Annotated in this window: 11 protein-coding genes; 6 read left to right on the forward strand and 5 right to left on the reverse strand. The window is 54.2% G+C overall.

The features are described 5' to 3' along the window. The first annotated feature begins 6 nt into the window (after window positions 1-6). Window positions 7-1,689, forward strand: a complete 1,683-nt coding sequence (locus GS630_RS00095) for a peroxidase (RefSeq protein WP_171176317.1) — start codon at window positions 7-9, stop codon at window positions 1,687-1,689. 15 nt (window positions 1,690-1,704) lie between these two features. Further along, window positions 1,705-3,048 carry a cytochrome P450 gene (locus GS630_RS00100; RefSeq protein WP_171620760.1) on the forward strand — a complete coding sequence of 448 codons (1,344 nt, stop codon included), beginning with the start codon at window positions 1,705-1,707 and terminating at the stop codon, window positions 3,046-3,048. Between the two features lie 602 nt (window positions 3,049-3,650). Here the strand turns inward: GS630_RS00100 and GS630_RS00105 are convergent. The 5 genes from GS630_RS00105 to GS630_RS00125 are packed head-to-tail and all read right to left on the reverse strand — an operon-like array spanning window position 3,651 to window position 7,294. Next, entirely contained in the window at window positions 3,651-4,211 is a 561-nt protein-coding gene (locus GS630_RS00105) for a TetR/AcrR family transcriptional regulator (protein ID WP_171176321.1), read from the reverse strand. Between the two features lie 4 nt (window positions 4,212-4,215). Continuing rightward, window positions 4,216-5,277 carry an NAD(P)/FAD-dependent oxidoreductase gene (locus tag GS630_RS00110; RefSeq protein WP_171620761.1) on the reverse strand — a complete coding sequence of 354 codons (1,062 nt, stop codon included), beginning with the start codon at window positions 5,275-5,277 and terminating at the stop codon, window positions 4,216-4,218. Between the two features lie 3 nt (window positions 5,278-5,280). Continuing rightward, complete coding sequence (locus tag GS630_RS00115) at window positions 5,281-5,964, reverse strand: SDR family NAD(P)-dependent oxidoreductase (protein WP_171620762.1); 684 nt, start codon at window positions 5,962-5,964, stop codon at window positions 5,281-5,283. A gap of 3 nt (window positions 5,965-5,967) precedes the next feature. Beyond that, complete coding sequence (locus GS630_RS00120; RefSeq protein WP_171176327.1) at window positions 5,968-6,636, reverse strand: cupin domain-containing protein; 669 nt, start codon at window positions 6,634-6,636, stop codon at window positions 5,968-5,970. 37 nt (window positions 6,637-6,673) lie between these two features. Then, a complete protein-coding gene (locus GS630_RS00125; RefSeq protein WP_171620763.1) occupies window positions 6,674-7,294 on the reverse strand; it encodes a glutathione S-transferase family protein in 621 nt (206 codons plus the stop codon). A gap of 399 nt (window positions 7,295-7,693) precedes the next feature. Here GS630_RS00125 and GS630_RS00130 point away from each other — a divergent pair, with 399 nt between their 5' ends. The 4 genes from GS630_RS00130 (at window position 7,694) to GS630_RS00145 (ending at window position 15,668) form a co-directional block, all read left to right on the forward strand. Continuing rightward, on the forward strand, window positions 7,694-8,815 hold the full coding sequence (locus GS630_RS00130; protein WP_171620764.1) for a GTP-binding protein: 1,122 nt from the start codon (window positions 7,694-7,696) through the stop codon (window positions 8,813-8,815). Between the two features lie 117 nt (window positions 8,816-8,932). Next, window positions 8,933-9,577, forward strand: coding sequence for a class II aldolase/adducin family protein (locus tag GS630_RS00135; protein ID WP_171620765.1), 645 nt, complete (start codon window positions 8,933-8,935; stop codon window positions 9,575-9,577). 308 nt (window positions 9,578-9,885) lie between these two features. After that, window positions 9,886-11,829, forward strand: a complete 1,944-nt coding sequence (locus GS630_RS00140; protein ID WP_253285908.1) for a DUF3604 domain-containing protein — start codon at window positions 9,886-9,888, stop codon at window positions 11,827-11,829. A 710-nt stretch (window positions 11,830-12,539) separates the two neighbouring features. After that, window positions 12,540-15,668, forward strand: coding sequence for a trypsin-like peptidase domain-containing protein (locus GS630_RS00145; protein WP_171620766.1), 3,129 nt, complete (start codon window positions 12,540-12,542; stop codon window positions 15,666-15,668). Window positions 15,669-15,720 lie beyond the last annotated feature (52 nt).

Genomic DNA, 15,720 nt, shown 5'->3' on the forward strand with positions numbered 1-15,720 from the left:
CACGACATGACACGCAATCTTAATCTCAATGACATTCAGGGGAACGTCATCCGCGCCTATGGCCGCCATTCCTTCCCCTTTGCCCGCTATGTATTTTTTCATTTCCCCAACCCCGCGGCCGGGCGCGCATTCCTAGAAGAAGTTCGCCAAAAGGTCACAACCGCTGTCCGCTGGAATGAAAAAAACCTAAAGCCGACCTGCACCACAAATATCGCCCTTACCTTTCCCGGAATGCTTGCCCTGCAATTGCCCGTGCGCACACTGCAGGCAATGCCAGCCGAATTCATCGAGGGCATGCGCCAGCGGGCGTTTATTCTTGGTGACCGCGACCAGACCAAGGTCGAAGATGCCAAAGACCAAAGTTGGTTAAAGCACTGGGACCCGATCTGGCAGAAAAGCCGCGCCCCTGGCACTTTGGGTTTTGGCGATGACGACGTACATGTGCTGGTCACTCTGAATGTGCAGAGCAAAAGCAAAACCGACCTTGCAACCCCACATCCTGAGCTGGAAGAGCGCACAGATTGGTTGCTCAAGGCCGCCAAAAAATGCGGCGTAACTCACCTGACCGGTGTCGGTGCCGAGGGCGACCAGCCTTATCAGGATGCCTCAGCCGTCTTTGAAGAGATCGGTGGCGCTATCCTTCCCACCCCAAAGGAACATTTTGGTTTCACCGACGGTATTGGCAATCCGGTCTTCGAAGGCCAACTGCGCGCCGAGGACGAAAAATCTGCCGTCATCGGGCGCGGCAAGTTGATGGGAAATGGCTGGGAACCATTGGCCACCGGAGAGTTTATCCTTGGCCATCCAGACGAAAGCCAGGAACTTGCCCCCACCGCCACACCTCCTGAATTCATGCGAAATGGCACGTTCTTCGCCTTTCGAAAATTGCACGAAAATGTCGGTTCTTTCGATGCCGTCGTCGCCGAGGAGGCCGAACAATATGCCAAGGTGATGAACGTTCCCATCGAAGAAGCCAAGGAAACCCTACGCGCCAAAATGTGCGGGCGGTGGTCCGATGGCGTACCGCTCTCGAAGGTGCCCACCTATGACGAATGGGTCGCCTTTGGCGAAAAGATGGGCTTCCGGGGTGAGGGTGTCGACCCGATCGAAGGTTACAAGAAAAACCTCGCCTATATTGCGTCTCCAGAGGCACGGGATTTCCGCTACGGCGATGACATGACGGGCTTCAAATGCCCAGGCGGTGCCCATATGCGCCGCATGAACACCCGCGACTATCTCGACCCGCTGAACAAGGGCGGCATTGACGAAACCACGGGCAAACCTTTCGAAAACCCCGAAGCCACCAGCGCTCTCAACAAACGCCGCCGCATTCTGCGGCGCGGTCTGCCTTATGGGCCACATAATTTTGAACATAAGGACGATGATACCGAACAAGGCGTGATCATGATCATCATGGGGGCCAGCTTGTTCCGGCAGTTCGAGTTCATACAGCAACAGTGGATTCAATACGGGCTCGATTTCCATCAGGGCAACAACACTTGTCCACTTCTTGGAAATCACGACCACCACACACGCCACACGATTCCGTCCGACCCGAGTTCCAACAAACCGCCTTATGTTATGAGTAAGCTCAAAACCTTCGTGGAATGCCGCGGAGGTGACTATTTCTTTGTGCCTTCCATGACCGCGCTGCGAATGATGGCCATGGGCATTGTTGATCCCACCTGATCGGAGCATCAGTGCATGATTACCGCCATTGCCAACATCTTCCTCAGCATCCTTCAACGCCTCGTCTTGTGGGGCGAGGGGCTTCTTTCCTTCGCCTGCCTACTGCCGGGCTGCCTTGGATCGCTTATGTCCGGCGGAATCGGCGTTTACCTACAAAAGCCAGCGTCCCAGCGCCGCGTCTTTGCCGTATTGCGCGCCTTCTGGCCTAATCTCACGTTCAACCGCGTGCTGATGAAATGCTACGAAAACACCGGCACTGCTATTGTCACCCGCCGCGCCGATTGTCTTGATGTGCTGAACCGCAACGAAGATTTTGAAGTCGTTTACGGTTCGCGCATGCGCAAACTGACCGAAGGCGAAAACTTCTTTCTCGGGATGCAGCCGGGTTGGGACTATACCCGCGACACGTCCGCCATGCGCCTTGCCGCGCGGATGAGCGATGTGGCTGAGATCGTGCAACCCCGCGCCGCAGATCTTGCCAACCGTATCATCGCACAATGCAAGGGCAAGATCGACATTGTCCCATCCCTCACGCTCGAAGTGCCTTGGGACATGACTGAAACCTATTTTGGCTGCGGTGCAAAGCCAGCTCAAATGCAGGAATGGACATCCAACCTGTTCTGGTACCTGTTCCAGGACCTTGGAGCCGACGCTGCGGGTGAAGCTCGTGCGCTGGTACAAGCAGATCTCCTGCGTGCCTACCTTGATGCACATATCGCGGAACGCAAGGCCAACCCTACCGAAACTCCGGACATCCTCAATCGTTGCCTTGCGCTGCAATCCTCGGATACGCCGGGGATGAGCGATCTGGGCATCCGCAACAACCTACTCGGCCTTTTGATCGGTGCCATTCCCACCATCTCAAAGGCCAGCTGTCTCGCACTCGATGAGCTACTTAACCGACCCGAAGTGCTCGTCTCAGCCCGACGCGCCGCACGCGCTGACGACGACGCGCTTCTTGCCCAACACATTTGGGAGGCACTACGCTTCAATCCGTTCAACCCAGTGATCTACCGCCGAGCCTTGCACGATACCGAGATCGCACCGTCTACCCTGCGTCGCGCCAAAATCCGCAAAGGCCAGATCGTTTTCGCCGCGAACGCATCAGCCTGTTTTGACCGCCTTGACATACCAGCCCCCAACGAGTTCCGCACTGACCGCCCATGGAAGGATTACATCATCTGGGGTTACGGCATGCACCGCTGCTTTGGTGATACCATCAATCAGGCGGTCATCCCTGCCATCTTGAAACCGCTTCTGATCCAAAAAAACCTGCGCCGTGCGCCCGGCGCTGCCGGACAGATCCAACCAGGTATCGCCGGGTTCCCCGGCCATTTCCATCTAGAATTCGATACCTGAAGGGGGCAACAACATCGAAACCACTACTCGGCTGTTCTCCGGGGTTGACCTTGAGAGTTGGGTTGCCAACGCAGGGTTTTGATTTTCCAGTTTCCGAATTTAGAAAAGGTGGCATGGAAATCCAATTGCTCAGAACCTTTCAGGCGTGGTGATGGGTGTTCTGATCCACACCCCATATTGCGGCCCAACTTTAGAAGGGTGAGAGTGGAGGAACTGATGTCGCGTCAATCATGACTGTTTTCTCTTCTCTATGCTCGGCGGCAAAGCCGGCCACTTTGCGCGCGCGAAGAAGCCTTTCTCGCTTCACATGCCCAAGCTTTGCTGAACGAACTGTCGGCGAGCCCGGAACCCGGCCCCGAATGACCCACCTGCCATCTACCGCTGAACATGATGCGGTTCTCGAATTGCTGAAGGCCGAAATTCATGACGGCATCAAAATGTGGACCCCACTTCAGACAGAGAGGAAGAAATTGCGGCCAAGCCAGACTCACTGTCACTCTTCCGGTGTGGTCTTCCACTCATAGATTTCTGGTGTATCGGCAGACACTCATTACCTAGCATTCCGCCGACGGCCTTGGCGATCGCTCAGGTGGAACGTTGGGTCAACAACGGGACTTCAAAATACCTATGGCTTCATCAAAAGTTTTGATGTTTTCCTCCGCCCGGGCGGTGAGATGCGCGCCCTCGAGCAATGCCAGAGCGGCGCGGGCCTCGGATGCCGGGTTGGTCACGCCCGAGATCGTTTTATCCTTCTGGCCAAGTTCAAAGATCGACTGAATCCGCTGGACCATCATGGCCCTGAAAGCTCGGATTTTTTCGATAACTTCATCAGACAGGCTTTCGCGACTACTGATCAGCGAGACACACAGGCAAAGTGTTTTACCATCGTTGAGTGCATCCCGGTAAAGCTGGACAAGAGCCTGAAGGCGTTCAGATCCAGTTTCATACTTATCCTCAATCTTCTGGCATTCGCGTTCAAGTACAGTGTGATAGCGGTCCATCAACGCTGCTGACAGATTGGCCTTAGTAGGAAAGTGATAGTGAATCGAAGCTTTGCGAATACCAACTGCTTCTGCCAGGTCAGCATAGCTAAACCCGTCAAACCCTCGCGCGCGTGCTGCATGTTCAGCAAAATCCAGTAACGCAGTTTTGGTATCCGACATGCTTTCAAACCTTTTCTTCAGCGATCAGGGCAAACGCGTTTTCCGCTGCTTCCAAGGCACCCTCGATATAGCCTCCGAAATGCGACGCCACCTCGGTTCCGGCGAATATCAGGCGATTTCCCCAAATCTGCGTCAAAGCCTGTGGCAATCCATATGACGGATGTGCGTATAGCGGTAGTTGATCCTCTTCGGTAGAGGTGAAGCGATCATAGGCCCAGTCCTTGATCAGCAGTGTTTCCGGTTTTGCGGCGTTGGGTCCGAACAGGTTGGTCAATTGGTCTTGCACGGCTTGTCGCAAGCGGCCCTGATCCCGGCGGGCGTGAGGTGGTATTCCGATAAAACCAAACAGGGCATACGGGCCGCTTTCGTCAGGCGAAGCATCGTGTATCTCGACCATTGGCCCACGGCGGCTCATGGTATCGCCGGACAAGCCGGCTTCGCGCCAGAATGGTCGGTCATAGATGGCAATAGCCTTTGCCTGGCCTGCCATCCACGTGGGAACGTCCTTCATCGCGGTAAGCGTTTCCCGCGGTAGAGAAGGGGAATAGGTGATCTGGCTGGCCACACGGGGCGGCAGGGCCAATACCACCTTTTTGGCCTGGAATTCCTGCCCCGACTCTGTGTTTGCCGTTATTCCCTTGTGGGTCTGCGCCAGCGACAAAACGGGTGAGGACAAAACCACGCGGGCCTTGGGCAGTTGGGCTGCCAACGCGTCGGTCAGTGCACTCAAACCGCCCTTGAGACGATATGATCCTTCCATAGACGCAAAGCCTCGACCGCGCTCGACGCGTCCTTTTTCATCTTCAAAGCTGAGCGCGCCCATTGAGTATTGTTCGAACCGCGTCAACCCCAACTGGCTGATCAGCGCCGCAATCCGGGGTTGGCCGGGCCAAAACCAGGCGGGTCCTAAATCGAAGTAACTTTTGCCGACCCGTTGGGTTAGAATGCGTCCGCCGGGCCGGTCCCGCGCCTCGACAAGCAAAAAGTCGCGACCCTCTTCGGCCATCCGCACCGCGAGCGACAAGCCCGACAGGCCAGCGCCAATGATCAACGTCTCAGTTTGCATATGTCAAAACCCTTCCGAAGCAGGTCGTAGGTCCAGCTCATGTGTCCAGGTCGATTGCGGCTGATGTGCAAGTTGCCAGTATGTCTCGGCAATCTCGTCGGGTTTGATCATTTTCGCCGGATCGAGACTGTGCAGATCGCGAGAACGAGGTGTATCGATTATACCGTCCAATATCACATGAGCGACATGCACGCCTGCTGGCTGATATTCTCGCGCGAGTGATTGCGTCAGCCCGAGCAAAGCGAACTTGGCGGACGCGAAAGCCGAAAAACGCGGGCCACCCCGCAGCGATGCAGTCGCTCCAGACACGATCAGCGTACCACCGCCGCCACGCACCATGGGTTGCAGCACGCATTGCCCAAGGACCACTAGCGATTGCACCATTGATGTCCAAGCCCGCTGATAATCCTTTAATGTGGTTTCGGGAAAGGGTGCGATCACCAGTTCAGCAGTATTGTGGACCACGATTTTTGGCGGGCCATAGGTCGCTATCAGATCCGCGATGGTTGGGCCGACAGCCTCAGGGTCGCTCAGATCAAGTTCATGAAAAGTGCCGACTGGGTTTTCCGGTCGACTTCGGCCGAGGCCAACGGCGGTCATGCCGCCAGCTTGAAATCGGGAAAGGAGAGACTGGCCGAGGCCAGCCCCAGCACCTGCGACAAGCGCCAGTGGATTAGCGGATTTCATATGCTACACCGCCGGTGGTTGGGCAAAGGGAAGGTGCCCGGTTTTCATCCAGACCTTTGCGCCTTCTGGTCCAGCTACGGCGGAAAGAGCTTCACCCTCGGGTAGGCGCAACCAACCGTTTTTCCCCAAAACGTCACCTCCAGTTGTGATTGAGCCGTCGATGACCAGCAGCTCGATCCCTCCCGTCGCGTCCGAAGCCAAGGTCGCAGCTGGGTCAAGATGGCTGTACGTTACGATCTCGCGGTCGTCCCTGTGCAGGGTTGCGCTTGCGACACCGTTCACTGGTGAAGCCAACTCTTCAGTCATGGTTTTGCGGAATTGGGTGCGATCTTCCATGTTGAACTGCCAGAGTTTGACGAAGATGGTGCATCCGGGTTCCGAGCCTGGTGTGTGTTCCGTGGTCGGAGGATTTCGCACATAGGTGCCGGCGGGATAGTCGCCGTGTTCGTCTTGAAAGACGCCGTCCAAGACTATGAATTCCTCACCGCCTGTATGGGTGTGGGCCGAAAATTTGCTGCCCGGTGCATAACGCACAATGGTGGTGGCGCGGGCGACTTCGCCACCGATCCTGTCCAGCATGCGCCGGTCCACACCCTTCATAGGCGAGGCCTGCCACTCAATTTGGTCGGAGTGAACAACGACACGGGACGTGAAATCCGAGTTGAGTTCCATGGGGAAAGGTCCTTTCGACTTAAATGTCAGGTTTCGCTTAGGCTGCAATAGACGGGCGGGTCGCTATTTTCGCACGCCAAGCCCTGAGGTTGGTCAGGCTTTCGGGAATTTCAACCTTGGCAAAATCGGCGAACGCCAATCCTGCAAAGGCTGTTATGTCAGCCACCGAGAATGTGTCACCGGCCAAGTAGTCGTTTTCGGCCAGAACAGAGTCCAGATACGCCATGGTATTCTCGGCGACCTCTTTCTGCTTATTGCCCCATTCGGCGCATTGATAGGTTTCAAGATCCGGGCCCAAGCCAGGTGTGGCATGGTGAAAATAGGTTCCAACCGCATTCAGTAGACCGTTTTCCGCACGCAGGTTCATCATTGAGATGCGTGCGCGTTCCTGTGCGGTCACACCTGTCAGCGAAGGGCCGTCGAACATTGCATCGATATATTCGGTGATCGCGTTGCACTGAGCAATATGTGATCCGTCTTCCAGTTCCAGGCAGGGCACAGCCGCATCGGGGTTCTTGGCCTTGAATTCGGGCGTGCGATGTTCGCCGCCCATCACATCCACCGGTATGAATTCCACTTTGTCTGAAACGCCTTTTTCGGCCAGCGCGATGCGAATGCGGGCGGGATTCGGGAAACCCTCGACATCATAAATCTTCATTGGAATGCCTCCGTTTGGCTTTGCGATACGTGAGCACTACCTATCAATAGGTAGGTAAATTTACAACTGCATTTTTGAAATTCTTTCCCCGGTACTAAGAAACAGGTTTTTTAGAGTTCTTTAGGGTTCTGATTGCCGCACATTTCGCCTTTCGCAGTGACAACAAGGTCAGGATTTGGAACGGCACGCAGGTACGCAGGGGATACCAACTCTGTCGGACTTCTTGGTTAAAATGGAACGCGAAGTCGAAGATTTGCATCAGGGCGTTCACCCTTGGTTTGTGACTGGTCGGGTTGTGAACATATGGCAGAAGGAATGTAACGGCGCAGCTTAACTGGACAGCCCAATTGATTCACCATACTGATGTAATGTTATTACAAAACTGAGCTTGTGATGTTCATGGCCCATGCCTCAAAAAACCGGTCAGAAAAGGTTGATGACCCGAGCATACCTGTAACGCTGCTAACCGGATTTCTGGGGGCGGGTAAAACAACCTTGCTGAACCAATTGCTGGCCGTTTCAACTTCTGAGCCAACTGCCGTCATTGTGAACGAGTTCGGCGAAGTGGGTCTGGACCATGACCTGATTGAAAAGGTGGACGGCGATGTGATGCTGATGTCGTCAGGTTGTTTGTGTTGTTCAATCCGCGGAGACCTTTCGGACACCTTTGTCAAGTTGCTCGCACGGCGCGACGAAGGCATGCTCAACTTTGGCCGCATTGTGATCGAGACCACTGGTCTCGCAGATCCGGGGCCAATCCTTCAGACGCTGCTTGTCGATCCTTTTCTCGCGCGAAATACGCGAATGGATGGCGTCGTGACGGTGGTGGACGCGGTGAATGGGCCTGCAACATTGGATGCCCAGTTCGAGGCCGTTTCGCAGGTCGCGGTGGCCGATCTGATCGTCCTAACCAAAACGGACCTAGTATCTGAAGCATCTGATAAAGCTGTGACCGAACGGCTGCGCGGTCTCAATCCAACAGCCGACATTGTTCGCCCATCTGATCGTGATTTTGGCCCGAAAAGCTTGCGGAACCTGACGAGCATGCGCGAAAACGCCCGTCAACAGGATGCTATTTCCTGGACGACGCCCAAGGTTGCAAATGATCCTCTGGGCAACCTTTCAGGGCTCATGTCAACCTCAAACACAAAACCTGTGACCACTTCCGAGTTTCGACGCCATGATACAGATATCTCGTCTGTTTCGATTGTTTTGGACGAGGCGTTGCATGATGCAGTCTTTGATAAGTGGTTCGACACTTTGATTGCCTACAAGGGCCGTGATGTCCTGCGTGTGAAAGGTATTTTGTTTCTCGAGGGAATTGAATCGCCGTTTGCTTTCCATGGCGTCCAGCACGTATTTGACCCGCCGGTCCCGTTGAAGAATTGGACCGGCAAAGACCGGCGTACCCGCATCGTTTTGATAGGCCGAAACCTAAACCGGCCTGAAATCCAGCAAAGCCTTGATATGTTGCGCAATGCACGGCCTGCAGATGCTAAGTCTATGACGCAGGGCAGGTGACAGATAATGACCGGCATCAAGCTATAAGCTCATACAGAAAAGCGATTGCCATCTTGTACCAAAAAATGTTGGATTCGCCCTGGACACGTGGCTGGGTAAATTCATCGGGAGTTTTACGTGGAAAACCTTGAACTGCGCACGGCTCTGATCGCAACCTGCCGCGCCATGAACGCGAGCGGAATAAATCAGGGCACGTCTGGGAACGTGTCTGTGCGCGCGGGGGACGGTTTTCTGATTACACCTTCGGGTATGCCTTATGACACGATGACACCGGAAGACATCGTGGACATGGCTTTTGACGGATCTTATCAGGGTCCCAGGCCGTCGTCTGAATGGCGCTTTCATCGGGACATTCTTGAGGCACGAACCGATGCAAATGCCGTGGTGCATTGCCACTCTGTCCACGCGACGGCGCTGGCTTGCCATCACAGAAGTATTCCAAGTTTTCACTATATGACTGCAGTTGCCGGAGGCACCGATATCAAATGTGCGGGCTATGCCACCTTCGGAACGCAAGAGTTATCGGACAAAGCTCTGACCGCGTTAGAGGGGCGTCGTGCCTGTCTGCTTGGGCAACACGGGCAAATCGCAATCGGCAAAAGCCTGAGCGCTGCTTTGTGGCTTGCCACAGAGGTCGAGACACTTTCGCAAATCTACATTAACGCATTGGCTTTGGGGGAACCGCCTGTTTTGTCAGACAAGGAAATGGCGGCTGTGATTGAGAAGATGAACAGTCAAAGCTACTGGCAGTCTTCTGACTGAGACAATCTCAGTCGTTCGGCGCGGTAGCGACTTGCAATTTATCCGGGCCTGCGGGCCAAGGGCGGCAGGCCGTGCCTCAGAGATCGTGCCTGAAAATCTTGTCGCCCAGCGATTTAGTCAAAATATAACGCCATCCATGATTTCCTTAAGATCACGGTTTGAAACACCATAGCGAACCTGGAAGATCCCGCGAGTAGGATCGCACATATTGATAGTGTGCGCCCGAGTTGCGCACACGATACGAACTTGACAGCAGCGGTTTCAAAATGGTCGCATCAGGTATCATTTGCAAAGATAGGAATATCGTTATGAGAATCCTGTATAGCACGACCACAGTTTTTAGCTTCTTCATGTCCGCAACGTCCATTCTCGCGCAGGACGCCGTAGAAGGTGGACAAGTTGGTGAGATGACGATTTCGAAATCCGACATGCGCGCACAGGCAGCGGATTCATTTTCGCCCTATGCCGGGCGGGATTTCCCGACCCGACCGCTTTGGGGTGACACACATCTGCACACCTCACTTTCGCTGGATGCGCGTGCTTTTGGGGTGTTGTTGTCGCCTGCCGACGCGTTTCGTTTTGCCCGCGGCGAAGAAGTGACAACATCGCACGGGTTGCAGGCGAAACTATCCCGTCCGCTTGATTGGCTCGTGGTTTCTGACCATTCCGACGCCATGGGTGCGATGAATGAAATCGTGGCTGGGAACGCCACACTCATGCGTGATCCGACTTTGCGTGATTGGAATGACCGGTTGAATCAGGGCGGCGACGTCGCTTTGGGTGCAACCATGGAAGTTATCGAGACTTTTGCGGGCATATCCGGTGGTGCATTGCCAGAAGCAATAGCGGACCGCCGTTTTGTGCAATCGGTTTGGGATGACTTTACCAAAACCGCTGACGCGTTTGATGATCCCGGCTCTTTCACAGCCTTTATCGGGTATGAATGGACGTCGACCGAGGGCGGTAACAACCTCCACCGCAATGTCATCTATCGCGACGATGCAATTCGAGCCCGCCAAATGCTTCCGTTCACCACAGCAGAAACCTTCAATCCGGAAGACCTGTGGGATTGGATGGAGCGGTACGAAGAAGAGACCGGCGGCCGTGTATTGGCGCTGGCGCACAATGGGAATGTCTCGAACGGTCTGATGTTTCCGGTCGAGACAAATCCAGACACCGGGGAACCGCTGACAGGAGATTATGCGGAACGGCGTGCCAAATGGGAGCCTCTCTATGAGATCACACAGATAAAGGGTGACGGTGAAGCCCATCCGTTTCTGAGTCCCAACGATGAGTTTGCAGATTACGAAACCTGGGACGTCGCGAACCTTGGCCCTGTGCCAAAGGAAGACTGGATGTTGCAGTATGAATATGCGCGCGAAGCGTTCAAGAATGGTTTGAAACTGGAACAGCAGCTTGGGACAAACCCTTACAAATTTGGTGTCGTTGGATCGACTGATAGCCACACTGCATTGGCCACGGCGCAGGAAGACAACTTTTTCGGCAAGCACTCGGGGGTGGAGCCGGAACCGGGCCGCTGGCAACATGTGGTCGGCGAATTTGAAGCGACGCGAATTTTAGGCTGGCAGATGGCGGCGTCGGGTTATGCAGCTGTTTGGGCCCAGGAGAACACGCGGGATTCTATTTTTGACGCAATGGAGCGCAAGGAAGTATACGGCACAACCGGCAGCCGTATTACCGTACGTTTCTTTGGCGGATGGGACTTCGACGCGTCTGATGCTCAATCCCGGCTTCCCGCGAAAATTGGCTATGAAAAAGGCGTGCCAATGGGAGGAGATCTGCAAGCAGCGCCAGACGATGCCTCTGCGCCGTCCTTTCTCGTCGCTGCCCTCAAGGATCCATATTCTGGCAATCTTGATAGAATTCAGATCGTCAAGGGCTGGCTAACGGCTGACGGCGAGACGCAGGAGCAAGTGTTTAACGTCGTTTGGTCTGATGACCGCGTTATCGACGACGCTGGTAAGTTACCATCTGTTGGCAACACCGTAGACGTTGAGACAGGCACGTTCACGAACTCTATCGGAGCGCCGGAATTGATAACCGTCTGGACCGACCCGGAATTTGATCCCGAACAAAAGGCTTTCTACTACGCGCGGGTTCTGGAAATCCCAACGCCAAGATGGACAGTCTATGAGGCAGTCCGGTTTGGCGATGAGATTCCGAATGACGTTCCCACGTCTACGCAGGAACGAGCGTATACTTCCCCGATTTGGTATACTCCGGAGAACTAGGTTAAGGACCCATTGTTCTTCGCCGTACCACATGAGTCTTCGCGTCTAAAACAAGCGGTGCACATGTATGATCTTTTCTGGTTGAGAGACGCGCAAATGACGCGACTCTCAATCTTTTTTCAAGTCCCAGGGTAAGCCCCGCGTGGATGACGGTCGGTGTGACAGCCGAGTACGTCGACGAGAAGGCCGTGATGATCGGCCTCATTTATCTGAATGCCCAACGAAAAGTGCGGCATAGGCAAAGGGCTTTTCACATCTAGCTGAACAAAAATTCAACCCTTTGGGTCAGCGAATGGCGTTTTAACGCCAGTTTGACGCTGCGCTGACGGCCTGTCCCTAGAATCGTGGTCATTGCGAAATCTGTGTGGGATAGGAGATTACGGTGACCAGTGGAGTTGTGCATACGAGTGAGTCCCCAACACGCGTTTTGATGAGGGTTTGCGCCTGCAACAAAAGCGCGCGAAACGTGTCAAAACCCGATTGCTGGTGGATTTTCTCATCGACCCGATACGCAATGCTGCGGATCTCGCGTCTAATGCGTCTTTCCAATAGAACCACTGAATTTTTCCGCGTCCGGCAAGGGTAAACACACGGTAGCTGGCGCAGTCCCTCGCTGGGCTGCTGAGGTTTTTGTGACCAATTCAAAACGCCGTTCGCGCTTTCAAAAGATCCAATTGTGCAGAACTGACGCTGTTAAAAAAGGTATTCCTATGAAACTCACTGAGTTCGAAAAGAAACTGTCAGACCTTATTAATGCAGAAAAATTCGAAGAAGCCGAAGCGCTACTGGCTGAACATGTCAAAGAGCTGGCACCCGAAGATCAAATTCAGCCCTACTCTGCCGCCGTCACATTGAAGGGGTTAGATTTCGAAGATCAGCTGCTTGAAGGCGTTGATCTGATTGGCGTTGTGACGAAATGGGCGCGTCGAATTCGAAACGGACAATACAAAAGGATGATCGCGCAACATCCGAACAAGCTGCGCATCTTGGAAGAGGGGGACAGCTGGCACCAATACCCTGTCTTTCTTCGGGACGTGATCGACAATGTGTCTCGGATTTTTCCGACCTATTCGCTGTCTGCGCCAAGTGATCTTGCATCGAATATGGCGCTGGCATCCGAGCACGTAGATAAAATTCACGAGCTGGATCCGGACATTTTCATGTTGTCGATGGGTGGGAATGATTTGTTGGGCGACGGTCGATTTGTAAAGCTTCTGAAACCATATCAACCCGGATCTACCGCCAAAGCGCTGTTGAACGAAAACGCATTCAACTCGGCACTGAAGACAGTAATGGACAGTTACCGCGACATGGTCGACAGCGCGTTGGCCACAAAGCCTTCGCTTGTCGTATTGGTTCACGGTTACGATAACGCCTTGCCGCAGAACAACGGTAAGTGGTTGGGCAAGCCATTGGATAAAAAAGGTATCCCGCTCGGCATTGGACGTGAAATCGTAGAGCTGATCGTCGGGCGTTTTAATGACGCGCTGGCAGCGTTTGCGTCCGGTTTTGCCGGTAACGTGCGTTATGTCGATGTGCGAACCTCAGTCGGAGGCAACGTTTCCAGTTGGTATGATGAGATTCACCCGCGCAACCCCGGATTCGAGCGTGTTGCAAACAAAGTCTTGTTGGTTCTTGGCAATCTTGGCACGCGGTTATCGATTTCAGGTTTGGCAGGTCATTCTGCCTCAATTCCTGGTTTTGGCACGCCACAGCCGGAAGCCATAGTTAGCAACGCGTTGTATGATCGGCTCAAGCAACAATCTGTGCCACATCCAAAAAATGCCGACGCAGAATTTGCGCTTTGCTCTGAGAACGTGGCCGCTGCTCATGCTGATCTCAAGGAGTTGGAGCAGGAAATACACCTGCCGGACGACCCGGAGCTCGTACGGGCACGGCAGGATTACCGCCTTCCAAACGCAGCCTCCGCGTATGAGCGTGTCATCGGTGACCGAAACCTTGACGAGTTTTATGTTCTTTCACGCGGTGCGCTGATGGGCAACGCCGTTGCACGACTATTTGTACGCTCGCCAGGGTTCGGGTCCAGCTTTGGAACCGGCTTTTTGATTGGCGGCAATCTGCTTTTGACAAACAACCATGTACTGGGCGACCCAAGTCTGGCGCGGAGTTCTCAGGTGACCTTTGGGCATGAGTTCGACATAGATGGCACGCTCAACGAACCGGCGACGTTTCGCATGACAGAGGAAGTCTTCCTGACGTCAGTGTCGCACGATTATACAATTGTGAGTGTTGAGCCGACATCCAGCAATGGCCGCGGCCTTTCAGAGTTCGGCCACATCGAAATGTTGCCCCGGTCCGGCAAGGCCTTGAAACGCGAATACGTCAATATCATTCAACATCCGCGTGGGGACCTGAAGAAAGTTGCGCTGCGGGAAAACCTGGTTCTCGGGCGGCGGCGGCAGTTTCTGTATTATGTCACAGACACTGAACCGGGATCTTCCGGAGCGCCAGTCTTTAATGAAGAATTTCAGTTAGTTGCTCTGCATCACATGGCGGTGCCCGATCCGGCAAATCCAGGCCAGTTCGTGGCCAATCGGGGTATACGTGTCAGCGAAATTCTCAAAGACATCCTGAACAAACGAAATGTAGGCAGCGCCATGGCGGCTGAGGTCGATCAAGTGCTGTTGCAAGCCAGGAACGGATCAGATCCATTGCCTTTGAATGCTCCGGTTTCGGCCGCTTCGATTGGTCCCCTCACGCCAGCGGAACGTATGGATGAAGACGCATGGATGGAGAATATTGATACGACCATCTTTTTGCCCAGCGCCTTTGAGACACAAGTGGCACGACCGAAATTGTCGGCCCATGACGCCTATTGGCCCTCGTCGCCGCGAAACGCTCCGGATACCTGGCATCTTCCGGAAGAGTTTGCGGATCACCCCTTCGAGCTCACCTTGGCGACCCTGAAAGGCTTGGCCGAAATCAACGGGTTTGCGCCAGTGACAGATGGTCATAATAAGCTGATTTTTGGGTTGCGCGGATGCAAGCTTCGTAATGGTGGGTCCCGCCTTGAAGGCGTCACCGAAGCACAGCTTCAACCGATCTCGCCTGATCATGAGAACTTTCGCTGCGTGATCGGCGTCGCGGATGTCGTAACGGGTGTTTTGTCGCTGTACTCGGCCTCGACCGTGCCGCGCAGAACGCAGATGCTCAAATACTATAACCGCGTGAATTTCGGCACATCGAAAGTATTGTGCAATATGCTGCCGACCGGGTGTTACGAATATTGTGTCGGCTCACATTTTTCCACGGTGAATGGCGAGGTAAAATTCGTTTTGCGCCAGGGAAACGGGCCGCTTCCAGTCAATTCCAGCACTGTCACGACATTGCGCACACACAATGACTTGGCCTATGGAACTCAAGACTATTGGGACCGGACCAAACCCGGTGACAATATCCATCCAGCATTCCTGTCAGTCAGCTTTTCGTCGCAAGGATGTCTCACGTTGCCGGGCACCCAACATGGCAGCGGTTCATCCCATACGACCGGGACAGGAGAATGGCGCCGGTTCCGCAAGGCCGCCGGGTTTGATGGGGAACGACACGGGTCACGTTATGATGTGATGTTGCTGACCGGGCACGAGGCAGCAGCCTATTCACTCACCAATCCGGTAGACTGGCCGCGTTTGGCCTGCTTGCGACATGGCTCGCAGGGTGAGGTGGTGGCAAAGCTTCAGCAGCAAATCGATGCGTTAAGCGACGGCAAATTTGGCCCGCGAACCAAAGAACTGCTCGCCAATGCTCAAAATGACACCATTGGCTTTGCAACCGGAACATGGACGCCGGACATGGCGGAATTGATGAATCTTGATTTCTAAGGTTTTGTGCTGTGTTTCAGGGGGCCATTGTGAACATACAATTTGTGATGGG

The organism is Ruegeria sp. HKCCD7303 (assembly GCF_013111185.1).
In the GTDB taxonomy this organism is placed as follows: domain Bacteria; phylum Pseudomonadota; class Alphaproteobacteria; order Rhodobacterales; family Rhodobacteraceae; genus Ruegeria.

Coding starts and splice junctions, on each gene's coding strand:
- GS630_RS00095 (WP_171176317.1), top strand. CDS start 7: ATGACACGCAATCTTAATCTCAATGACATTCAGGGGAACGTCATCCGC.
- GS630_RS00100 (WP_171620760.1), top strand. CDS start 1,705: ATGATTACCGCCATTGCCAACATCTTCCTCAGCATCCTTCAACGCCTC.
- GS630_RS00105 (WP_171176321.1), bottom strand. CDS start 4,211: ATGTCGGATACCAAAACTGCGTTACTGGATTTTGCTGAACATGCAGCA.
- GS630_RS00110 (WP_171620761.1), bottom strand. CDS start 5,277: ATGCAAACTGAGACGTTGATCATTGGCGCTGGCCTGTCGGGCTTGTCG.
- GS630_RS00115 (WP_171620762.1), bottom strand. CDS start 5,964: ATGAAATCCGCTAATCCACTGGCGCTTGTCGCAGGTGCTGGGGCTGGC.
- GS630_RS00120 (WP_171176327.1), bottom strand. CDS start 6,636: ATGGAACTCAACTCGGATTTCACGTCCCGTGTCGTTGTTCACTCCGAC.
- GS630_RS00125 (WP_171620763.1), bottom strand. CDS start 7,294: ATGAAGATTTATGATGTCGAGGGTTTCCCGAATCCCGCCCGCATTCGC.
- GS630_RS00130 (WP_171620764.1), top strand. CDS start 7,694: ATGGCCCATGCCTCAAAAAACCGGTCAGAAAAGGTTGATGACCCGAGC.
- GS630_RS00140 (WP_253285908.1), top strand. CDS start 9,886: ATGAGAATCCTGTATAGCACGACCACAGTTTTTAGCTTCTTCATGTCC.
- GS630_RS00145 (WP_171620766.1), top strand. CDS start 12,540: ATGAAACTCACTGAGTTCGAAAAGAAACTGTCAGACCTTATTAATGCA.